The following is a 20700-nucleotide window of genomic DNA, read 5'->3' as shown; positions in this document are numbered from 1 at the left end:
ATGTTCTATTTTGCTTTCGGTTTTTTCGTTGTATTGAGCAGCAAGAAACGATTTTCCATTGGTTGTTGCAAGGGATAGACTCAAACCAAAGCAATACGGTGGAAAATTTAACCATGAGTGACGTAATCAAAAAGTTCCTGAAGCTGGAGGCCGCCTCCGGAATTATTCTGATCATGGCTGCCATGCTGGCAATGATTTTGGCCAATACCGCGCTGGCTGGCGGGTATCAGGCGTTTCTCGACACGCCGGTGCAGGTGCGCATCGCGGCTCTCGACATCAACAAGCCGCTGCTGCTCTGGATCAACGATGGCTTTATGGCGATCTTCTTCCTGCTGGTTGGTCTGGAAGTGAAGCGTGAAATGCTTGAGGGGGCGCTCTCCTCTCGGGTGCAAGCGACTTTTCCGGCTATTGCGGCGGTTGGCGGCATGCTGGCTCCGGCCTTGATCTACGCCTTTTTCAACTATTCGGACGAAGTGGCGCGCGCTGGCTGGGCAATTCCGGCTGCGACCGACATCGCCTTTGCCCTCGGGGTGATGGCGCTGCTCGGCAAGCGGGTGCCGGTGAGCCTCAAGGTATTCCTGCTGGCGTTGGCCATCATGGATGACCTCGGCGTCATCATCATCATCGCGCTCTTCTATACCCAGCAGTTGTCGCTGGAGGCGCTGGCCATCGGTATTCTGGCAACCCTCACCCTGCTTTGGATGAATCGTCGTGGTGAGGACAGGATCAGCCTCTACATGCTGGTTGGCCTGGTGCTCTGGGTTGCGGTGCTGAAGTCTGGCGTCCATGCGACCCTGGCCGGTGTGGTAGTCGGTTTTATGGTCCCGCTTAACGGCAAGCGTTACGCCTCGCCGCTCAAGTATCTGGAGCACAAGTTGCACCCCTGGAGTGCCTATCTGATCCTGCCGCTGTTTGCCTTTGCCAACGCGGGGGTATCGCTGGAAGGGATTGGTCTCTCCTCCCTGCTGAGTCCGGTGCCTATGGGGATCATGCTGGGGCTGTTTATCGGCAAGCCGCTCGGGGTGTTCACCATCAGCTGGCTGTCGGTCAAGCTGGGCATTGCCCAGTTGCCGCCCGGGGTCAACTTCAAGCAGATTTTTGCGGTCAGCATCCTCTGTGGCATCGGGTTCACCATGTCGATGTTTATCGCGTCGCTCGCCTTCGAGCACGGTGGGCTGGATTACGGCAGCTATTCTCGCCTCGGGATCCTGGTGGGCTCCACCATGGCGGCGGTAGTCGGCTATCTGGCCTTGCGCATGGCCCTTCCCAAGGGTGAAGGGGAACAGAGTACGGAGGGACTATGAAGCTGCATACAGGGTTGTTGATGCTGTTGTTGAGCCCCGCGGCCTGGGCCGGCGGGCTGGAGGATTGCAAGCAGGACGCCGCTTCGGCGAACTGCTCTGCCTATCTGAACGGGGTGGTAGACAGTGCCCTGCTGCTGGGGGACAAGCAGGCCAAGGCGCGCTTTGGCGAAACCTTCTCCGAGCGGGCGCTAAGCAGCAGGGCTGGCGAGATGGTCAAGCGCTCCAACAAGCGTTATTGCGCTGACCGGATGCCTGACAAGGCACGCCTCAAGGCAAGTCTGATGGAGCAGTTTGGCGCGAACAAGGTTGACTCGGTTAGCGACATGTATGACATTCTGGCGGTTGAACTCAGCTGCTACCGGAGTCCGCGTCAAGCGGGAACCCCATCGGATGTCACACCTTAACTACAACCATCTCTACTATTTCTGGATGACTCAGAAGAAGGGCTCCGTTACCCAGGCAGCGGAAGCCCTTTTTTTGACCCCGCAAACCGTCACCGGCCAGATCAAGCTGCTGGAGCAGCGCCTCGGTGGCAAGCTGCTCAAACGCAAGGGGCGCTCCCTAGAGGCGACCGAGCTGGGTCAACTGGTGTTTCGCTATGCCGACAAGATGTTCAGCCTCTCCTACGAGATGCTCGATATCGTCAACTACCGCAAGGAGAGCCAGATCCTGTTCGACGTCGGCATCGCCGATGCCCTCTCCAAGCGCCTTGCCAGCCGCGTGCTGCTCTCTGTCATCCCCAATGATGGTTCCATTCATCTGCGCTGTTTCGAATCGACCCACGAACTGCTGCTGGAGCAGCTGAGCGAGCACAAGCTCGATATGATCCTCTCCGACTGTCCAGTGGACTCCAGCCAGCATGCGGGGCTGCTCTCCAAGCGGTTGGGCGGCTGTGGCGTCAGCTTCTTCTGCAAGGCGCCGCTGCCTGAAAAACCCTTTCCTGCCTGTCTGGAAGAGCGCAAGCTGCTGATCCCCGGTCGCCGTACCGCCATGGGGCGTCAGCTGACCCAGTGGTTCGAACAGCAAGGTGTCTCCCCCAGCATTCTTGGCGAGTTTGATGATGCCGCCTTGATGAAGGCGTTTGGCTTCTTCAATCAGGGGATTTTCATGGCTCCCACCATCTATCGGGAGGAGATCCTTGAGGGGGAGGGGGTGATGCTGATCGGGGAAACCCAGGATCTGATGGAGGAGTATTACGTCATCTTCGCCGAGCGGATGATCCAGCATCCGGCGGTGAAGCGGGTCTGCGAGAGCGATTTTACCTTTCTCTTTTCCGGCCAGGAGAATTTCTCCGCCATCCAGCCGGCCACCCTGTCGTTTTAAAACGACCCGTCACCACGTATCATCGGCGATGAGTGGTAGAGGAGAGATGTGATGCAACTTGAAGAGATGGAAGCCAATGCGAGTAAAGCGGTGGCCTTGCTCAAGGCGCTGGCCAACGAACGGCGGCTGTTTATTCTGTGCCAGTTGCTGGAGCGCGAACTGTCAGTGGGGGAGCTCAACGAGCGATTGGGATTGAGTCAGTCGGCCTTGTCACAGCATCTTGCGCTGCTGCGGCGGGATGAGCTGGTGACGACGCGCAAAGAGGCCCAGACGGTCTACTATTCGCTGCGCAGCCATGAGGTGCGTGAAATGATCAGTTTGCTGCATCGACTTTATTGCAGCTCAGATAAATAAAAAACCGGCACTAAGGCCGGTTTTTTCAGCTTTGATCAGCAGAAGCTGATTAAGCCATAGCTTTGATCTGGGCAGACAGGCGGCTCTTGTGACGAGCAGCTTTGTTCTTGTGGATCAGGCCTTTGGTCGCCATACGATCCATGATCGGCTGAGCAACAGCGAAAGCGGCAGTCGCAGCAGCTTTGTCGCCAGAGGCGATAGCAGCAATGACTTTCTTCAGGTAGGTACGGGTCATGGAACGACGGCTGGCGTTGTGCTGACGGCGTTTTTCTGACTGAAGAGCGCGCTTCTTAGCAGATTTGATGTTAGCCAAGGTAAAACTCCTAAAACTGTCTTAGCGAGTGTATTGAAAAGGCCCGGAAATATGCCCTTCCAACCACATATTGTCAAATGATTTGTGCAAATAAACACCGCCTCCCGGTGGTGTGTCAGTAGGGAGACGGTTAAACTGTCGGCCGATTCTAGCAGCATTCTTTTCATTCTGACAGTTCCAGAGGCCTCGTCTTGAGTAAGAAATTGATCAAATCCGGCATGATAGTGTCCGGAATGACGCTGGCATCCCGCGTAATGGGCTTGGTTCGCGATGTAGTCATCGCAAATCTGCTCGGTGCCGGGGTGGCCGCCGACGTCTTCTTTTTTGCCAATCGCATTCCCAACTTTCTGCGTCGTCTGTTCGCCGAAGGTGCCTTCAACCAGGCCTTTGTTCCCGTGATGACGGAGTACAAGAAAAATGGCGACGAGGGGGAAGTGCGTGAATTGCTGGCGGCGGTGGCGGGCACGCTGGGGGGGATCGTGACTGTGGTCACCCTGCTCGGTGTGCTGGGGTCGGGTGTGCTGACCGCGCTGTTTGGCTGGGGCTGGTTCTGGGACTGGCTGCATGGCGGCCCTGCGGCCGAGAAGTTCGAGCTCGCCAGTCTGATGCTCAAAATCACCTTCCCTTACCTATGGTTCATCACCTTTACCGCCATGGCGGGGGCTATCCTCAACACCTTCGGCCGCTTTGCGGTCTCGTCGTTTACGCCGGTGTTTCTCAACATCACCATGATTGCGGCGGCCTGGTGGATTGCACCGCTGATGGACAAACCTGAGATCTCGCTGGCGATTGGTGTCTTTTTGGGCGGTTTGGTGCAGTTTTTGTTTCAGTACCCCTTTTTGCGCCAAATCAACATGCTGGTATGGCCCAAGTGGGGATGGAATCACCCTGGGGTGGTGAAGATCCGCACCCTGATGATCCCGGCCCTGTTCGGGGTCTCGGTCAGCCAGATCAACCTGCTGGTCAACACCATGCTGGCTTCGTTCCTGGCGACCGGTGCCATCAGTTATCTCTACTACTCTGATCGCCTGCTGGAGTTCCCCCTCGGGCTGTTTGCGGTAGCCATCAGTACCGTGATCCTGCCTGCGCTGGCGAAGAAGCATGTGGATGCCGATCCGGCCGACTTCTCCCGCACCATGGATTGGGGGGTGCGGATGGTGATGCTGCTCGGCCTGCCCGCCATGATAGGTATTGCGGTCATGCGCGAGCCCATTTTGCGAGTGCTGTTCATGCGCGGCGAATTTGGCCTGCATGAAGTGGCCATGTCGAGCGCCAGCCTGCTGGCCTCCACTACCGGTCTGCTTTCCCTGATGCTGATCAAGGTGCTGGCGCCCGGTTACTACGCCCGTCAGGACACCAAGACGCCGGTGCGGATCGGGGTGATGTCGATGATTGCTAACATGGTCTGCAACCTCATCTTCATCTACCCGCTCGGTTACGTGGGGCTGGCGCTCTCGACCGCCTGCTCGGGTACCCTGAATGCGGCTTTGCTGTTCAAAGGGTTGTACCAGCAGAGCGTCTATCGTCCTTCCCGCCATACCGGCGTGTTCTGCCTCAAGCTGCTGGTCGCCAGCGTGCTGATGGGCGGCGTGCTCGCCTATCTGTCGCCAGACTTGGCCCAGTGGGGCGCATGGAGCATGGGCAAGGCCAGTTTGCAGCTGACCATGCTGCTATCGCTGGGGGCTGCGGTCTATGCCGTGGTGTTGCTGCTGCTGGGCATTCGGCCGCGTCACCTTAAATCGGGGCAGCAGTAGTCGTGATCCTGCGGCGCCATGGGGATAGTGCCTCATGGCGCCGCAGGGGGCGTGATTGGGCCCGGATAGTTGAAATCAGGCTATGAGGGCTGACCCTGCCTGCTGCCTGATATATAATCCGCCGATTTCCATGGCAGCAACGCACAAGGCACTGATGGAGCTTATTCGCGGCATTCACAATCTCAAGCCCCGTCACCGGGGATGTGTATTAACCATTGGCAACTTTGATGGGGTTCATCAGGGTCACCATGCGGTATTGGCACGTCTCAAGGAGAAAGCGGCCCAGCTGGGATTGCCCGCCTGCGTCATGCTGTTTGAGCCGCAGCCGCTGGAGCTGTTTGCCGGCACAGCTGCGCCCGCCCGGCTGAGCCGGTTGCGCGAGAAGTATGAAGCGCTGCAGGGGCTGCATATCGACCGCATGCTCTGTGTGCGCTTCAGCCACCGCTTTGCCGAGCAGGCGGCCTCGACCTTCATCGAGCAGTTGCTGGTGGAGAAGCTCGGAGTGCGCTATCTGGTGGTCGGCGATGATTTTCGCTTCGGCAAGGGGCGGGAAGGGGATTTCCACCTGCTGGAGGAGGCGGGCCATCGCTTCGGCTTCGAGGTGATCAGTACCCAGAGCTTCCAGCTCGAACGGCAGCGGGTCAGCAGCACCCTGGTGCGTGAAGCCCTCAAGGCGGGCCGGATGGCGGAAGTGGAGCTGATGCTTGGCCGTCCCTACACCATCAGCGGCCGGGTGGCCCACGGCGACAAGCTGGGGCGCACCATAGGTTTTCCCACTGCCAATCTGGCCCTCAAGCGTCAGGTGATCCCGGTCGGTGGCGTGTTTGCGGTGGAAGTGATATGTTCCGGCAAGACCTTCCCCGGTGTAGCCAATGTGGGTGTACGGCCGACCTTGAGCGGTACACAAGCCAGATTGGAAGTACATCTATTTGATTTTTCTGGTGATCTATATGGTCAGCAGGTCAAGGTGCTGCTTCGCCACAAGCTGCGCGAAGAGCAGAAGTTTGCCTCTTTCACTGCCTTGAAAGAGCAGATCGAACGAGATGCCCTGGCGGCCCGAGCCTGGTTCGGGCTGCCACAATTCAATTTACCCAGCACTCTTTTAGAAAAGAAGGGAACCCAGGACTGATGAGCGACTATAAACACACCCTGAATCTTCCGGAAACCGAGTTTCCGATGCGTGGCGATCTGGCCAAGCGCGAACCCAACATGCTGAAACGTTGGTACGATCAGGATCTCTACGGCGCTATTCGCCGCGCCAAAGCGGGCAAGCCTTCTTTCATTCTGCATGATGGCCCCCCCTATGCGAACGGCAACATTCACATCGGTCACTCGGTCAACAAGATCCTCAAAGACATCATCATCAAGTCCAAGGGCCTCTCCGGTTTCGATTCCCCCTATGTGCCGGGTTGGGATTGCCACGGTCTGCCTATCGAACTGAAAGTGGAAGGCATGGTCGGCAAGCCGGGCGAGAAGGTTTCCGCTGCCGAATTCCGTGCCGAGTGCCGCAAATACGCCAAGACCCAGATCGAAGCGCAGAAGACCGACTTCATCCGTCTGGGTGTGCTGGGTGACTGGGAACACCCCTACCTGACCATGGATTTTGGCACCGAAGCCAACATCATCCGCTCCATGGCCAAGATCGTTGAAAACGGCCACTTGCACAAAGGCTCCAAGCCGGTGCACTGGTGTACCGATTGCGGCTCCGCGCTGGCTGAAGCCGAAGTGGAGTACTACGACAAGAACTCCCCCTCCATCGATGTGCGCTTCAAGGCTGTTGATGAGGCGACCGTTGCCGCCAAGTTTGACTGTGCCGAAGGCCACACCGGCAAGGGCCCGATCTCTGCGGTGATCTGGACCACCACTCCGTGGACCCTGCCAGCCAACCGCGCCATCGCTATGCACGCCGATCTGGATTACGCACTGGTGCAGGTTGAAGGTGAGCATCCCGAGCGTCTGATCCTGGCCGCAGAGCTGGTCAAGGACGTGATGGATCGCGCCGGTATCGAGAAGTTCCACAATCTGGGCTATGCCAAGGGTGCCGCGCTCGAGCTGCTGCGCTTCAACCACCCTTTCTACAGCTTAGACGTGCCTGTGGTACTGGGCGATCACGTGACTCTGGATGCCGGTACCGGCGCCGTACACACCGCCCCTGGCCACGGTCAGGAAGACTTCGTGGTCGGCCAGAAATACGGTCTGGAAGTGGCCAACCCGGTTGGCAGCAACGGCGTTTACCTGCCGGATACCGAACTGTTTGCCGGTCAGCATGTGTTCAAGGCCAACGCCTCCGTGATCGAAGTGCTGACCGAGCGCGGTGCCCTGCTGCATCACAAGGTGTTCAACCACTCCTATCCGCACTGCTGGCGTCACAAGACCCCGATCATCTTCCGTGCTACCCCGCAGTGGTTCATCAGCATGGAGCAGAAGGGTCTGCGCAAGCGCGCGCTGGAAGAGATCGAGCGCATCGAGAAGGATGGTATTGCCCAGCAAGGCCAGAGCGGCTGGGTACCGGCTTGGGGTAAAAACCGTATTCAGGCGATGGTCGAGAACCGTCCTGACTGGTGTATCTCCCGTCAGCGCACCTGGGGTGTGCCTATCTCCCTGTTCGTCCATAAAGAGACCCAGGAACTGCACCCGGAATCCGTGCGCCTGATGCACGAAGTAGCCAAGCGGGTCGAGCAGTCCGGCATTCAGGCATGGTGGGATCTGGACAAGGCCGAGCTGCTGGGTAGCGACGCCGACATGTACGACAAGGTGCCTGACACCCTCGACGTCTGGTTTGACTCCGGTTCTACCCACGCCTCCGTGGTCGATGCCCGTCCCGAGTTCAACGGTAAGCCAGCCGACATGTATCTGGAAGGTTCTGACCAGCACCGTGGCTGGTTCATGTCCTCCCTGATGATCGGTGTGGCCATGAAAGACAAAGCTCCCTACAACCAGGTGCTGACTCACGGCTTCACCGTGGATGGTCAGGGTCGCAAGATGTCCAAGTCCATCGGCAACGTAGTGAGCCCGCAGGACGTAATGAACAAGCTGGGTGCAGACATCCTGCGTCTGTGGGTAGCGAGCACTGACTACACCGGCGAGATGACTGTCTCCGACGAGATCCTCAAGCGCTCTGCCGATGCTTATCGTCGTATTCGCAATACTGCCCGCTTCCTGCTGGCCAACCTGAACGGCTTCAATCCGGCGACCGACATGGTGGCGCCTGCCGACATGGTGGTGGTGGATCGCTGGGCTGTGGGTCGTGCCAAAGCGGTACAGGCCGAGATCATGGCGGCATTCGACGAGTACAACTTCCACGGTGTAACCCAGAAGCTGATGCAGTTCTGCTCCATCGAGATGGGCTCCTTCTATCTGGACGTCATCAAGGATCGCCAGTACACCGCCAAGGCTGACAGCCTGGCCCGTCGCTCCTGCCAGACCGCCCTCTATCACATTGCCGAGGCCATGGTGCGCTGGATGGCGCCGATCATGAGCTTCACCGCTGATGAAATCTGGGCCCTGCTGCCGGGTGAGCGCGGCGAGTTCGTCTTCACCGAAGAGTGGTACGACGGCCTGTTCGGTCTGGAAGCGGGTGAATCCCTCAATGACGATTTCTGGGCCGAGATCCTCACCGTGCGTGGTGAAGTGAACAAGGCGCTGGAAGTGGCCCGTGGCGAGAAGCGTATCGGCGGTTCCCTGCAGGCCGAACTGACCCTGTTCGCCAAGCCGGAGCTGGCTGCACGCCTGAATGCCCTGGCTGATGAGCTGTGCTTCGTGCTGCTCACCTCCAAAGCCAAGGTGGTTGTGGCTGACACTGCGCCGGAAGGCTCTGTGGCGACCGAGCGTGATGACCTGTGGCTGAGCGTGGCCCAGTCTGCCGCCGCCAAGTGCGACCGCTGCTGGCACCATGTGGAAGATGTGGGCACCATCGCGGGTCACGAAGAGATCTGTGGTCGCTGTGTGACCAACGTTGAGGGTGACGGCGAAACTCGTCAATTTGCCTGATGAACATGACTCAACATAAAAGCGGCCTGCGTTGGCTGTGGCTGGCAGTGCTGGCCTTTGTACTGGACCAGGCGAGCAAGCTCGCCGTGGTCAAGTTGCTGCCATTTGGTTACCCGGGGGTGGAGATCACCCCCTTCTTCAATCTGGTTCACGTCTACAACAAGGGTGCCGCATTCAGCTTCCTGGCTGATCAGGGGGGCTGGCAGCGCTGGTTCTTCGCGGTGCTGGCTTTTGCCATTTGTGGATTGCTGATCCACTGGCTACGCAAGCAGTCGGTGGCCCAGCGTTGGAGCGGTATCGCCTATTCACTCATCATCGGCGGCGCCCTCGGCAACGTCTTTGATCGACTGGTGTTGGGCCATGTGGTCGATTTTCTCGACTTCTACTGGCAGCGTGCGCATTGGCCGGCATTCAATCTGGCCGACAGCTTTATCTTTATCGGGGCCGCCATGATTGTGCTGGACGGTTTCCGTGGTGAGAAAAAGGAGCAGGCATGAGCCAGCAGATCACCGCTAACAGCAGCGTGCTGTTCCACTTCTCCATCAAGCTGGAAGATGGCTCGGTTGCCGACAGCACGGCGCTGCACGGCAAACCGGCCCGCCTGCGGATGGGCGATGGCAGCCTGACCCCCACCTTCGAGCAATGCCTGTTGGGGCTGAGCGAAGGGGAGAGCAAGAGTTTTACTCTGGCGCCGGAAGAGGCCTTTGGCCTCTCCAACCCCGACAACATCTACCATCTCGACCGTGCCAAATTTGGCGCCGATGTGGAGCCAAAAGTCGGCACCATCATCCTGTTCGATCAGCCCAATGGCAGCGAGCTGCCGGGCATTATCCGGGCGGTAGCCGGGATGTCGGTCACGGTCGATTTCAACCACCCGCTGGCCGGTCATACCGTCACCTTCGAGGTGGAGATCCTGGGCGTTGATGATGAGGAGAAGGTGCATTAATGGATATTCTGCTCGCTAACCCTCGCGGTTTTTGCGCCGGTGTCGATCGCGCCATCAGTATTGTCGAGAGCGCGCTGGAGAAGTTCGGTGCCCCCATCTATGTCCGCCACGAAGTGGTGCATAACCGGTATGTGGTGAACAAGTTGAAAGATGCGGGCGCTGTCTTCGTCGAGGAGCTGGACGAGGTGCCGGATGACAGCATCGTCATCTTCTCTGCTCACGGCGTGGCCAAAACAGTGCGTGAGATGGCCAAGTCCCGCGCCCTCAAGGTATTTGATGCCACCTGTCCGCTGGTGACCAAGGTTCACATGGAAGTCCATCGCGCCAGTCGCAAGGGCTCCGAAGCTGTGCTTATCGGTCATGCTGGCCACCCCGAGGTGATCGGGACCATGGGGCAATACGAGAATCGCGAAGGCGGCATGTATCTGGTGGAGACACCGGAAGATGTGGCCAAGCTCCAGGTGAAGAATCCGGATGATCTCTGCTTCGTTACCCAGACCACCCTGAGCGTGGATGAGACCTCTGACGTGATCGATGCGCTGCGCAAGCACTTTCCCAAGATCCAGGGGCCGCGCAAGGACGATATCTGCTACGCCACCCAGAACCGTCAGGATGCGGTGCGGGAGATGGCTGGGCTGGTGGACGCTATGCTGGTGGTGGGGTCTCGCAACTCCTCCAACTCCAACCGTCTGCGCGAGCTGGCCGAGAAGGTGGGCGCCAGAGCCTATCTTATCGACGATGCGTCGATGATTGAGGCGAGCTGGCTGGAAGGGGTGAAGGCGATCGGCGTCACTGCAGGTGCATCCGCCCCCGAGGTGCTGGTGCAAAACGTGATTGCCCGCCTGCGGGAGCTGGGAGGCAAGGTGGTTGCCGAGCATCCTGGCCGTGAAGAGAACGTAGTCTTTGAGGTTCCTCCCGAACTTAGAATAATTTGAGTGCAGCCAGGAAGGCTTAAGAATAAAGTGTGTTGATAATGACGCCGGGTTTGTTCAAGAGACAGGCTCGGCGTTAAACTTATGAAGCAGTCTGTCACCAAGGATGGGATATGATTGGATACTTTCGTGGCTTTTCTCTTATTGAGTTGATGATTGTCATCGCTATCGTGGCGATTCTTGGCACCATCGCTTATCCCGCCTATCAGCAATATGTGCTGACCAGTCATCGTGTCGAAGCCAAGAGCATGCTGCTCAATGCGGCCAATCGGCAAGAAACCTATTTTATGGATTTCAATCAGTATGCATCCTCTGCTGCTGCTCTTGGTATCAGTAGTGCATCTGAGAATGGCCTGTATCAATTATCCATTGCCGTATCAGGCAACACCTACACCTTGTCAGCCAGTGCTGGCGCGACGACAGCCCAAGCCAAAGATACCGATTGCACGGTGTTTTCCATTAATCAGTTGGGTGTCAAAAGTGCCTCTGGTGCAGCTAGCAATAGCTGTTGGGAATAGCCATGGCCATTCATGTTTCATCACATGAGAGAGGATTCAGCCTGCTGGAGGTGATGATCACCGCTGTCATCCTGTCGCTGGGGCTGCTTGGTCTGGTTGCTTTGCAAACCCATTCCAAATTTGCCAGTTATGAAGCTCGTCAGCGTACTATCGCCAGTTGGTTGGCTAACGATATGGTTGAACGAGTACGGATAAATCGCGATAGCTGGACTGCATCCGGTGCAGTGACCGTCAATCTTGCCGCCAACTTGCCACGCCCTACATGCGCCGCTGCTGATGGCACAATCAGCGCGTGCAGTGCTGCAGATTTACGTAATGCCGACCTTCACTACTGGCAACAAGCCCTGCTTGGGGCAAGTGTTTCGGGTGCTGCATCCTCCTTGAATTCACCGATAGGCTGCGTGGTTCGGCGGGCCAATAATGTATTGGCTGTCGGAATATTTTGGGCTGGCAAACAAGAGATATCTGATGGGGGGGCTGCCGCCGCCGCGGCAACGCTGATCAATGAGTGTCAACTCTCGACAGCAAATAATCTTTCGAGGCGCCAGTTTATTCTGACGACGACTTTATGATCTCTCGCGGTTTCACGCTGGTAGAGTGGCTGGTCGCTATGCTGCTCGGTCTATTTTTGTTGGCGGGGGTATTCACTGTTTTTGTGATGTCTCGCTCCAGCTCTCAAGATGCCTTTGATCAAAGTGAATTACAGGAAAATGGTCGATTGGCCATTCGGTTGATTAGCCAGGATATCAAATGGGCTGGCTTTTTTGGAGCTTATACTGGTCAGTCAACACAAGTTGGTTCTTCTCTGAGCCTCAGTGCTGGCAGCATTGTTCCTGCCAGTAGCGATTGTCTGGATGAGCGCTCTGTCGGTAGTTTGCCATCACCTCTTGGGCCAATTCGCGGACTTTGGGTTTCACGGGTTTCCGCAAGCAAAGGACTGAGTGGTTTTACTTGTATTGATGCCAACGATCGAGTGGCAAACTCCGATGTAATCAGTATCAAGCGACTGGTAGGGCGTCCTATACCAGGATCAGAGGGATTGGATACAAACCGCTTTTATATGGCAACCAATAGTCAGGAGGCGAGAGTCATCAAGGGAAGCGAAACCAGACCACTCTTTGGTGCCAATAATGAGAGCCAGATCTGGGAATACCAGCACTACATTTATTACCTATCACAAGAAGATGGTATTCCTGTTTTACGCAAGCGCTATTTGACCGTCAATGGTGGCTCTGCTCTGATTGGTGGCGCTATGGCTGAGGGCGTTGAACATATGGTGCTGATGTATGGTGTTGACGATTCCTTGATCCCTGATGGACGCATAGACAGATATATGTCAACGGACCAAATGACAACACAGCGCTGGAATGAGGGGCGAGTATTGGGGGCTCGGCTTTTCTTACTGATTAGAGCCGCTCGGGAATCAAGTCGCTATAAGAATAACAATAGCTATCAACTCGGTAATATTACGGTTAATGGTGGTGGTGATGGTTATCGCCGTCTGCTCTTGGAAAGCAGTATTGCATTACGCAATCAACAAATAACCACCCGAGGTGGAACATGAGATTGGTTAAAAAAAACCAGGGTGTAGCATTGATTGTTGCACTGGTTATTCTGGTTCCCTTGACTCTGATTGCGGTAGTCGTCATGCAATCCAGTGGTATGAGTCTGAAGATGGCGGGTTCTAGTGCCAGTTTGCAACGAGCGGAGCACGAAGTTGAAGGTGCTCTGGAGTCTGCATTGAGCGATACTTCTCTCTCAACACAAATTGCAACGCAGGCAATTGGTACTTCGGCGGCAATAGGCACTACCACTCCTACTACTTTGACAGTCAATACAGAAAGTGTATGCAAACGAAAATTTGAAGCCAGTAGCCAGAATGTAACGCCAGCTTGTCGTTATGCTGAAGCCACCACATCCAGTGCTTATGGCAAGGTGAATAGCCAAATGACCTTTACTGCCGGGGTAGAACAACCCTTGCTCAGTGCCAATTAGGGAGCGGGTGATGAACATAAGGAACTGTTTGTTTACAAGCTTGCTGGTATTGTGTTGCGGAATATCAGGGGGATCTTTGGCGGTAGGTACTGGTTATTCCGATGATACCGAGTTGTTTATTTATGACTTTGCCAAGGCGGGGGACTTCCGCCCTAAGGTGCTCTTTATTTTCGATAACTCGGGGAGTATGAAAAATACAACCGAAGTTGCTAAAGAGCCTTATGACTCATCGATAAGTTATCCATCATTGGCTAATGATCCAGATGTTAATAATAGTAATCGCTTCATCTATTTCTCCAGTGATGGAAAAGTTCCCACTATCAACAGTACCAAACGTTTTAGTGAGAATTTAAATGCATGTGCGACATCTAAAGGCCCTCTAAATAATGTGGGCCGATTTCAGTCACGAGTTTGGGGATATGAAATATATGATAAAAATAGAAAGGGGCGTTGGCGTTCTCTAAATGATTTTGATATTTACAGTATAATAATTGCAGATTGCCAGCAAGATATTGATGAGCAAAACGCAAACAATCAATATTCAGGTCCATATTCAACATATATTGTTGATGGTTATCCCGTTGACAAGCCAAATCGCACAACGGGAAGCTGGTTTTACACATCAAATGTAGCCAATGCTCTTGCTAGTGGTAGTTCTACCCAGATCTCATTATTTACGGCAAATTATGTCCGTTGGTATTACGGTAGTACAGGTGTGTCAACACAAACTCGATTGAAAGTTGCTCAGGATGCAGTCAAAGAACTGGTTTTGGCTACGCCAGCTGTCGATTTTGGTCTGGCTGTTTTTAACTACAATGATGGCAATGAACCAGGTAGTAGAAATGGCGGAAGAATAATCCGCAATATTGTAGGTAACGATGCCATCCTCACCTCTGGTAAAAGCGGTGCGCAGGATTTGATTGACAAGGTAAATAGTTTGAGCTCTGACACTTGGACTCCCTTATGTGAAACACTATATGAATCATATAGATACTTTGGCGGTTTGGGGGTGTACTTTGGTGACGATGATGTAAATCGTACTCCAAAGCGGGATAGCAATGCTGAAGTAACATCGGGTATATATAAAACCCCCTATGATAAATGTTCCAATAATGGTTATATCATCTATATGACAGATGGTGAACCAACCAATGATAAAGCAGCAGATTCCCTTGTCGCCAACCTGATCAGCACGTTATCTACAGAGGAGAAGGTTGCTTATGGCGGCTTGGTTAGTTATGGGTCTTCTGGTGAAAAAAGCTATCTTGCTGCACTTGCCGGATATATGAAAAACAATGATGTAAACACCTCGGCTATAGGCAAACAAACAGTCACAACATTCACCGTGGGTTTTGGAGATGAAGCAATTAAGGGGGCCGGTGCATTATTGGCAGAGACCGCTCGTCGTGGTGGGGGTAAATACTATCCAGCAACCGATGCAACCCAACTTAACGAAGCATTAAAATCATCATTACTAGCTATCTTGAAAATGAATACCTCGTTGGTCTCTCCCGCCATTGCCACTAATAACTTTGACCGTACTCGCAGTCTGAATAATATTTATTATGCAATGTTTGAGCCTGGTTCTGGTCCACGATGGAAGGGCAATCTTAAAAAGCTGGTTCTGAATCCAGATAAGGGTTATGTAGTCGATCAGAGTGGCTTACCTGCGATATCCAGTGATGGAACAATTCTTGAGTCAGCAAGAACCTATTGGTCATCCACCAGTGATGGTAACAAGGTTGCCGAGGGTGGGGTACAAGAGATGCTGGCAGCTAAAACCAATCGCAATCTTTATGTTATTCCCCCTTCCACTAATACATTAACTCCCTTTAGCAAGTCTGCTCTTGAGGGCATGGCAGGCGGGGCGACGCAGCTACGCACTGTCATGAAGCTTGATAGTGCTGATAGCATGGATGACCTGCTTAATTGGACCAAGGGGATTGATGCGTTTGATGAGAATCAGGATGGTGATAGAACAGATAATCGGGAGCATATTCTTGGTGACCCGTTGCATTCACGGCCATTAGTGATCAACTACGGTTGTACAACGTCGACAGGACAGACTACATGTACACCTGACTTGCGCATTGTGATGGGAAGTAATGCCGGCTTCTTGCATATGTTTAAAGACAGCGGCACCACGGTTGATGAAAGCTGGGCCGTTATGCCTTATCAATTTATCGCGAATCAGAAAGCGCTGCGAGAGAACCTGGACTCATCAGTGCATCTCTATGGTGTGGATGCATCGCCTACAGTGCTGGTCAATGAGCAAGTAAAAGATGGTCATATCAAGTCGTCACAAGGTGACAAGGTGTGGTTATTTACTGGGCTGCGGGGTGGTGGCAAGGCCTATTATGCGTTGAATATATCCAATCCGGACTCCCCTTCGCTGATGTGGCGGTTGGATAAAAACAGCGCCGGTTTCAGCAAACTGGGCGAGACCTGGTCGATCCCCGAGGTTGCGTTTATTCCCGGTTATTACACAGAAACCAATGGTAAAAAAACCTATAAGCCAGTCCTGATATTCTCTGGAGGTTATGATCAGGCCAAGAGCTATTTGGGCCAGGGGGCTGAAGACAGTGAAGGGTTGGGTATTTATATCGTGGATGCTGAGGCCGGCACGCTGTTGTTCAGCTTTACCCCGGATGCGGCCAGTGCAACCAACAAACAAGTTGCAGGCATGGTTTATAGCATGCCTGGCTCTGTCTCCGTGCTGGATAGTGATGGAGATGGTATTTCAGACCGAATCTATGCAGGAGATACCGGTGGCCAGATCTGGCGCATCGACATGAAGGGGACAGAAAAATCTAAATGGACGGCCATCAAATTTGCCAGTTTGGGTAATGCCCATTTAAGTGAGGGTGATAAGAAACTGGCAGACGACCGTCGCTTCTTTACTCAGCCCGTATTGGTGCGCACCATCAATAAAGGTTGGAAGTATGATGGTACAAATTATCTTTACAGTGAGCGTCCGTTTGATGCCGTATTGATAGGCAGTGGTGATAGAAATCGTCCTTCCTCAGAAGCGACAACCCAAAATGTGTATGTGATGCTACGTGACTACAATGTTAATCCAACCTTGTTTGGGGAAACGTCTGAACCAGCGGTGCCATCAAGTATCACACTGAACGATCTCTACGATGTGACCAGCGATCCCTTTACGGGTTTGAATGAAGAGCAGATTGTAAACACCACCAAGGCGTTGACCAGCAAGTTGGGATGGAAATTCTGGCTCAATGAAAGCGGTGAAAAATCAATGGGGGCTGGTTTGGTGTTGCAAGGCAAGCTCTATTTCACCTCCTTCTTACCTCAGGTACAGGACTTCCAACAATGTACGATTCAATCGATCGGTGCCATGCGCCAATATATGATTGATATGCACTATGGCACTTCGTTCAAATATGTACTGGATAGCAACAATCAGGAAGTTATTCAGCGTTACGTAGAGGTGCAAAATAAGGTTGCTGATGATCTGGTTATTCATGGTGGGGATGATGGCCGGATCAGGATTATAGGTGGTGCTCCGGGCAAGGAGGTCATCCTCAAAGATGATGGGAAGGGAGAGCCTGAGCGCTGTACCGGTGAAGGAGAATGCTCACAAGGTGCGGAAGAGGCAAAAATGGATATGTCCCCCAAGAAAATCTATCTCTATGAAGGAGAACAGGGATGAAACGCATGCTGCTCTGGTGTGTGGGCTTACCCTTGTTGGTTCATGCTCAAACGGAAGACATGAAATGTTATGTCACTCTGGAAGGTGGCGTGCAGATGGTGTTGCAGCAACCGGTTGCTGATACGAGCAAGGCAAATCTGGTCAGGGTGTTTAAACAGAAAGGTTATGAGATTGATGGGGTGGTGCATCTTGTCACAGAGGTAATCGAGTGCGTTCCTTTGGCGGCTACCTTTTCGCTGGCTGATGCAAAAAAACAAGATGAAATCCAACCCAGATAACGTTGGTTATTGAGTAGGGTAAAGGGGCTAAGAACAACTCAGCCCCTTTTTTTCGCTTCTGCTTCTGCCGGATGGGGAAACGATGATATCGACTCGAGGTGCCTGGTCGATACAAAACCGGAGTGTCATGTTGGTGCCAATCGCAGTGCCATCTGGACTAAATCGCACAAATTGTCGATTGGCCGTCACGGTATGTTTTTCAAGAAAGGGTTCTGTTGCTGATAACAAGATATCGCCATTTGCAATATCGAATTGGCGATCCTGATTGGTGTCGATAAAGACAAGCATGCGCTGAGCGCCGGTTTGATTTGCGAGTACACAACCTTCTTTTGTGGAGTTTCTGACAGGCATGGCAAGACATGCTGTGACGGGTTGCTGCTGTGTGATGGCTTGCCGTTGGCCGAAGATCAGGTGGTCCTGCAGGTTTCTTGTGTAGATGTCGCTGTTGGTAGATGTCAGCAGATTTGCCAATGACGGCAGTCCCAAGGTCAACAGGATGGTTGTCAGGCTTGCAGATATTAAAAACTCAAGCAGGGTAAATCCATTTCGTGCCATAGCGTATGAGTCCTTGTTCAAAGGAGACTCTAAGCATAGCTATTGGATTGAAATGGATCCTTTTGTGCTCGTGTGTGTTTCGCAGTAGTTAACGCAGGTCATGGACATACAGCACCACTTGCCTGGCTATGGGCACGCCCGGCAGGCATAACTGCAATCTCAATGCCCTTTTCACCGCTTACACAGAGTGAAAAGATGACCTCGCTATCAGACGTAATGGTGCCATCAGGGGTGAAGCGCAGCGCCTGTGCATCTGCAGAAATGGCCAGTTCTGCAGGAAACTCGGGACTTGCCGTCAGAGTTGTTTCGCTGCCATTGAGCTTCTGATCGCTATTAGTATCGATAAAAGCGATCTGCCGGGTCGCTCCATTTTGATTGGCAGTAACGCACTCTTCTACAGAATTATTGATAGTGGTCAGGCAGAGAGTAACCGTTTGCTGGTTAGAGATAGCCTGTTGTCTGGCATAGTTTAAGTGGTTGAGAAGACTTTTTTCCTGGGTCGCCAAATTATTGCTGCCAAGCAGGTTAGAGAGGGAAGGAATACCAATCCCCAACAGAATGACGCCCAGTGCAATGGCTATCATCAACTCCATCAGGGTAAATCCGGCGTTTTTCATATCTGCGAAGGCCTGTCGTTCCGTGACTATCTACAGCTTATCCTTCCCGCATGTTGCTGTCACACGGTTACGCCTGTCTTGAACTGGCAGATTGCCCCCCTTTTCTTTATCATTCCCCATCATTTTCGAATTCAAGATGCATCGCCATGGCAAAAGCCCTCTCTCTGATGCTTGCCCAGTTGAATCTGACGGTAGGCGCCATCGAAGATAACTGTGACAAGGTGCTGGCGGCAGCCGCCGAGGCCGATCGGCAAGGTGCCGATCTGCTGGTCTGCTCCGAACTGGCTCTGACCGGCTATCCGCCGGAAGATCTGCTGCTGCGCGCCGATCTGATGATCCGGGTGGAGGCCGCCCTGGCCCGCATCGCGGCATGGCAGGGGGCTTGCGCCATTCTGGTGGGTCACCCCTGGCGCGACGGGGAGGCACTCTACAACGCCGCCTCCCTCTACGAGCAAGGCAAGCTGGTCGCACGCTACTTCAAGCAGGATTTGCCCAACTATGGGGTATTCGACGAGAAGCGCTACTTCACTGCGGCAACCGAGACCTGTGTGGTCCCCTTCCGTGGTCATCAGCTGGGGTTGCTCATCTGTGAAGACCTCTGGCAGCCGGGTCCGGCGCTGGCCGCCAAGGCGGCGGGAGCCGAGCTGCTGCTCACCATCAATGCTTCGCCCTATGATCAGGAGAAACCCTGGATCCGCCGCGAGCTGATGGCCGAGCGCTGCGATCAGACCGGTCTGCCGTTGGTCTACCTCAATCAGGTATGTGGTCAGGACGAGCTGATCTTCGACGGTTGCTCCAAGGTGTTCAACAGCCAGGGCGAGCTGACCCACAAGCTGGCTCCGTTTGCCGAAGAGCTGGCGCTGGTGCGCTTTGCCGATGGCCAGCCGGTGAAAGAGCGGGAACCGGCTGCCCCGCTCGATCCTTTGGCCGAGACCTATCAGGCGCTGGTGCTGGCGGTACGCGACTATGTCACCAAAAACGGCTTCCACGGCGCCGTGCTGGGCCTCTCCGGCGGCATCGACTCGGCACTGACCCTGGCCATCGCGGCCGATGCCATCGGCGCCGACAAGGTGCAGGCGGTGATGATGCCATTCCGCTACACCGCCCAGATGAGCGTGGAAGATGCCAAGGAGCAGGCCGAGCGGATGGGGGTGGAGTTCAATATCATCTCCATCGAGCCGATGTTCGAAGGCTTTATGGCCCAGCTGGCGCCGCTGTTTGAAGGGACTGCCCGCGACACCACCGAAGAGAACCTGCAGGCGCGCTGCCGTGGCGTGCTGTTGATGGCGCTCTCCAACAAGCGTCGCCGTATCGTGCTGACCACCGGCAACAAGAGTGAGATGGCGGTGGGCTACGCCACCCTGTACGGCGACATGGCCGGTGGCTTCGATGTGCTGAAAGATGTCCCCAAGACACTGGTCTTCAAATTGTGCGAATACCGCAATACCGTCGATTATGTGATCCCGCAGCGGGTCATCGACCGTCCCCCTTCGGCAGAATTGGCGCCGGACCAGGTGGATCAGGACAGCCTGCCGCCCTATGACATCCTGGATGCCATCCTCAAGCGCTACGTGGAAGAGGATGCCTCTGTGGCCGACATGGTGGCGGAGGGCTTCGAAGAGGCGGTGGTGCGCAAGGTGATCCGGCTGGTGGATCTCAACGAATACAAGCGCCGTCAGGCGGCGGTCGGGCCCCGCATCACGGCCCGCAACTTTGGTAAGGATCGCCGTTACCCCATCACGTCCGGGTTTGGCAAACAGAACTGGTAAGGAGTCACCATGAAGAAGATTGAAGCCATCATCAAACCGTTCAAGCTGGACGATGTGCGCGAGGCCCTGGCCGAGATCGGCATCAACGGCATGACAGTGTCCGAGGTCAAGGGCTTCGGCCGTCAGAAAGGCCACACCGAGCTCTATCGCGGCGCCGAGTACATGGTCGACTTCCTGCCCAAGGTGAAGGTGGAGCTGGTGGTGCAGGACGAGGATCTGGATGCCTGCCTGGAAGCGATCCAGAACACCGCCCGCACCGGCAAGATTGGTGACGGCAAGATCTTCGTCTGCGAGGTGGAGCGCGTCATTCGTATCCGTACCGGCGAAGAGAACGAAGACGCCATCTGATGAGATGGCAGAGCCTCGTGATGAGCCAACG

The 20700-nt window shown here is 54.5% G+C and carries 21 protein-coding genes; 18 read left to right on the top strand and 3 right to left on the bottom strand.

The genetic code is table 11. The annotated features are described in order from the left end of the window. Positions 1-113 precede the first annotated feature (113 nt). The 4 genes from nhaA to AACR14_RS06545 are packed head-to-tail and all read left to right on the top strand — an operon-like array spanning position 114 to position 2981. Positions 114-1304: a Na+/H+ antiporter NhaA gene (gene nhaA, locus AACR14_RS06560; RefSeq protein WP_005358003.1), complete on the top strand. Its 1191-nt coding sequence runs from the start codon at positions 114-116 to the stop codon at positions 1302-1304. Next, on the top strand, positions 1301-1708 hold the full coding sequence (locus tag AACR14_RS06555) for a hypothetical protein (RefSeq protein ID WP_019445581.1): 408 nt from the start codon (positions 1301-1303) through the stop codon (positions 1706-1708). The genes nhaA and AACR14_RS06555 overlap by 4 nt, the downstream gene beginning before the upstream one ends. After that, positions 1695-2627, top strand: coding sequence for a transcriptional activator NhaR (gene nhaR / locus AACR14_RS06550; protein WP_005340434.1), 933 nt, complete (start codon positions 1695-1697; stop codon positions 2625-2627). Before AACR14_RS06555 ends, nhaR begins: the two co-directional genes overlap by 14 nt. A 51-nt stretch (positions 2628-2678) precedes the next feature. Further along, a complete protein-coding gene (locus AACR14_RS06545) occupies positions 2679-2981 on the top strand; it encodes an ArsR/SmtB family transcription factor (protein WP_005348924.1) in 303 nt (100 codons plus the stop codon). Positions 2982-3030: 49 nt separating this feature from the next. Here AACR14_RS06545 and rpsT read toward each other — a convergent pair whose 3' ends face one another. Then, on the bottom strand, positions 3031-3294 hold the full coding sequence (gene rpsT, locus AACR14_RS06540; protein ID WP_005308808.1) for a 30S ribosomal protein S20: 264 nt from the start codon (positions 3292-3294) through the stop codon (positions 3031-3033). A gap of 191 nt (positions 3295-3485) precedes the next feature. On the opposite strand from rpsT, the gene murJ reads away from it, so the two are divergent. The 12 genes from murJ to tapY2 all read left to right on the top strand — a co-directional run bounded on the left by murJ (position 3486) and on the right by tapY2 (position 17380). Continuing rightward, positions 3486-5048 carry a murein biosynthesis integral membrane protein MurJ gene (gene murJ / locus AACR14_RS06535; RefSeq protein ID WP_026034954.1) on the top strand — a complete coding sequence of 521 codons (1563 nt, stop codon included), beginning with the start codon at positions 3486-3488 and terminating at the stop codon, positions 5046-5048. Between the two features lie 154 nt (positions 5049-5202). Next, positions 5203-6177: a bifunctional riboflavin kinase/FAD synthetase gene (ribF, locus tag AACR14_RS06530; RefSeq protein ID WP_019445579.1), complete on the top strand. Its 975-nt coding sequence runs from the start codon at positions 5203-5205 to the stop codon at positions 6175-6177. After that, positions 6177-9038, top strand: coding sequence for an isoleucine--tRNA ligase (ileS, locus tag AACR14_RS06525; protein ID WP_019445578.1), 2862 nt, complete (start codon positions 6177-6179; stop codon positions 9036-9038). Before ribF ends, ileS begins: the two co-directional genes overlap by 1 nt. Beyond that, the gene (gene lspA / locus AACR14_RS06520; RefSeq protein WP_019445577.1) at positions 9038-9535 is read left to right on the top strand and encodes a signal peptidase II; all 498 of its coding nucleotides are present in this window, start codon (positions 9038-9040) and stop codon (positions 9533-9535) included. The genes ileS and lspA overlap by 1 nt, the downstream gene beginning before the upstream one ends. Next, on the top strand, positions 9532-9984 hold the full coding sequence (gene fkpB, locus AACR14_RS06515) for an FKBP-type peptidyl-prolyl cis-trans isomerase (RefSeq protein ID WP_005341354.1): 453 nt from the start codon (positions 9532-9534) through the stop codon (positions 9982-9984). Before lspA ends, fkpB begins: the two co-directional genes overlap by 4 nt. After that, on the top strand, positions 9984-10919 hold the full coding sequence (gene ispH / locus AACR14_RS06510; RefSeq protein ID WP_019445576.1) for a 4-hydroxy-3-methylbut-2-enyl diphosphate reductase: 936 nt from the start codon (positions 9984-9986) through the stop codon (positions 10917-10919). Before fkpB ends, ispH begins: the two co-directional genes overlap by 1 nt. Positions 10920-11029: 110 nt before the next feature. After that, complete coding sequence (locus tag AACR14_RS06505; RefSeq protein WP_019445575.1) at positions 11030-11434, top strand: type IV pilin protein; 405 nt, start codon at positions 11030-11032, stop codon at positions 11432-11434. Positions 11435-11436: 2 nt separating this feature from the next. Further along, entirely contained in the window at positions 11437-12006 is a 570-nt protein-coding gene (pilV, locus tag AACR14_RS06500) for a type IV pilus modification protein PilV (RefSeq protein ID WP_005348939.1), read from the top strand. Next, complete coding sequence (locus AACR14_RS06495; protein WP_019445574.1) at positions 12003-12998, top strand: PilW family protein; 996 nt, start codon at positions 12003-12005, stop codon at positions 12996-12998. The genes pilV and AACR14_RS06495 overlap by 4 nt, the downstream gene beginning before the upstream one ends. Beyond that, positions 12995-13429 (top strand): type IVa pilus pseudopilin TppD, encoded by a 435-nt coding sequence (tppD, locus tag AACR14_RS06490; protein ID WP_083851939.1) that lies wholly within the window; start codon positions 12995-12997, stop codon positions 13427-13429. The genes AACR14_RS06495 and tppD overlap by 4 nt, the downstream gene beginning before the upstream one ends. Before the next feature lie 10 nt (positions 13430-13439). Next, positions 13440-17102, top strand: coding sequence for a pilus assembly protein (locus tag AACR14_RS06485; protein WP_019445573.1), 3663 nt, complete (start codon positions 13440-13442; stop codon positions 17100-17102). Then, a complete protein-coding gene (gene tapY2, locus AACR14_RS06480; protein WP_019445572.1) occupies positions 17099-17380 on the top strand; it encodes a type IVa secretion system protein TapY2 in 282 nt (93 codons plus the stop codon). Before AACR14_RS06485 ends, tapY2 begins: the two co-directional genes overlap by 4 nt. 27 nt (positions 17381-17407) lie before the next feature. On the opposite strand, the gene AACR14_RS06475 is transcribed toward tapY2, so the two are convergent. Both AACR14_RS06475 and AACR14_RS06470 read right to left on the bottom strand, forming a co-directional pair. Next, positions 17408-17935 carry a GspH/FimT family protein gene (locus tag AACR14_RS06475; protein ID WP_019445571.1) on the bottom strand — a complete coding sequence of 176 codons (528 nt, stop codon included), beginning with the start codon at positions 17933-17935 and terminating at the stop codon, positions 17408-17410. A 98-nt stretch (positions 17936-18033) separates the two neighbouring features. Further along, the gene (locus AACR14_RS06470; RefSeq protein ID WP_019445570.1) at positions 18034-18552 is read right to left on the bottom strand and encodes a GspH/FimT family pseudopilin; all 519 of its coding nucleotides are present in this window, start codon (positions 18550-18552) and stop codon (positions 18034-18036) included. Between the two features lie 146 nt (positions 18553-18698). On the opposite strand from AACR14_RS06470, the gene AACR14_RS06465 reads away from it, so the two are divergent. Then, positions 18699-20321 carry an NAD+ synthase gene (locus AACR14_RS06465; RefSeq protein ID WP_019445569.1) on the top strand — a complete coding sequence of 541 codons (1623 nt, stop codon included), beginning with the start codon at positions 18699-18701 and terminating at the stop codon, positions 20319-20321. A gap of 9 nt (positions 20322-20330) precedes the next feature. Continuing rightward, positions 20331-20669 (top strand): nitrogen regulatory protein P-II, encoded by a 339-nt coding sequence (gene glnB / locus AACR14_RS06460; RefSeq protein WP_005308848.1) that lies wholly within the window; start codon positions 20331-20333, stop codon positions 20667-20669. Positions 20670-20700: the final 31 nt, after the last annotated feature.

This window comes from Aeromonas sp. 159 (assembly GCF_963862045.1).
GTDB classification, from domain to species: Bacteria; Pseudomonadota; Gammaproteobacteria; order Enterobacterales; family Aeromonadaceae; genus Aeromonas; species Aeromonas veronii.
This window is presented reverse-complemented; position numbering and strand designations above follow the sequence as displayed.

Bases quoted from the DNA above. Each gene is read 5' to 3' on its own strand.
- nhaA (WP_005358003.1), top strand. From the start codon at position 114: ATGAGTGACGTAATCAAAAAGTTCCTGAAGCTGGAGGCCGCCTCCGGA.
- AACR14_RS06555 (WP_019445581.1), top strand. From the start codon at position 1,301: ATGAAGCTGCATACAGGGTTGTTGATGCTGTTGTTGAGCCCCGCGGCC.
- nhaR (WP_005340434.1), top strand. From the start codon at position 1,695: ATGTCACACCTTAACTACAACCATCTCTACTATTTCTGGATGACTCAG.
- AACR14_RS06545 (WP_005348924.1), top strand. From the start codon at position 2,679: ATGCAACTTGAAGAGATGGAAGCCAATGCGAGTAAAGCGGTGGCCTTG.
- ribF (WP_019445579.1), top strand. From the start codon at position 5,203: ATGGAGCTTATTCGCGGCATTCACAATCTCAAGCCCCGTCACCGGGGA.
- ileS (WP_019445578.1), top strand. From the start codon at position 6,177: ATGAGCGACTATAAACACACCCTGAATCTTCCGGAAACCGAGTTTCCG.
- lspA (WP_019445577.1), top strand. From the start codon at position 9,038: ATGAACATGACTCAACATAAAAGCGGCCTGCGTTGGCTGTGGCTGGCA.
- fkpB (WP_005341354.1), top strand. From the start codon at position 9,532: ATGAGCCAGCAGATCACCGCTAACAGCAGCGTGCTGTTCCACTTCTCC.
- ispH (WP_019445576.1), top strand. From the start codon at position 9,984: ATGGATATTCTGCTCGCTAACCCTCGCGGTTTTTGCGCCGGTGTCGAT.
- AACR14_RS06505 (WP_019445575.1), top strand. From the start codon at position 11,030: ATGATTGGATACTTTCGTGGCTTTTCTCTTATTGAGTTGATGATTGTC.
- pilV (WP_005348939.1), top strand. From the start codon at position 11,437: ATGGCCATTCATGTTTCATCACATGAGAGAGGATTCAGCCTGCTGGAG.
- AACR14_RS06495 (WP_019445574.1), top strand. From the start codon at position 12,003: ATGATCTCTCGCGGTTTCACGCTGGTAGAGTGGCTGGTCGCTATGCTG.
- tppD (WP_083851939.1), top strand. From the start codon at position 12,995: ATGAGATTGGTTAAAAAAAACCAGGGTGTAGCATTGATTGTTGCACTG.
- AACR14_RS06485 (WP_019445573.1), top strand. From the start codon at position 13,440: ATGAACATAAGGAACTGTTTGTTTACAAGCTTGCTGGTATTGTGTTGC.
- tapY2 (WP_019445572.1), top strand. From the start codon at position 17,099: ATGAAACGCATGCTGCTCTGGTGTGTGGGCTTACCCTTGTTGGTTCAT.
- AACR14_RS06475 (WP_019445571.1), bottom strand. From the start codon at position 17,935: ATGGCACGAAATGGATTTACCCTGCTTGAGTTTTTAATATCTGCAAGC.
- AACR14_RS06470 (WP_019445570.1), bottom strand. From the start codon at position 18,552: ATGAAAAACGCCGGATTTACCCTGATGGAGTTGATGATAGCCATTGCA.
- AACR14_RS06465 (WP_019445569.1), top strand. From the start codon at position 18,699: ATGGCAAAAGCCCTCTCTCTGATGCTTGCCCAGTTGAATCTGACGGTA.
- glnB (WP_005308848.1), top strand. From the start codon at position 20,331: ATGAAGAAGATTGAAGCCATCATCAAACCGTTCAAGCTGGACGATGTG.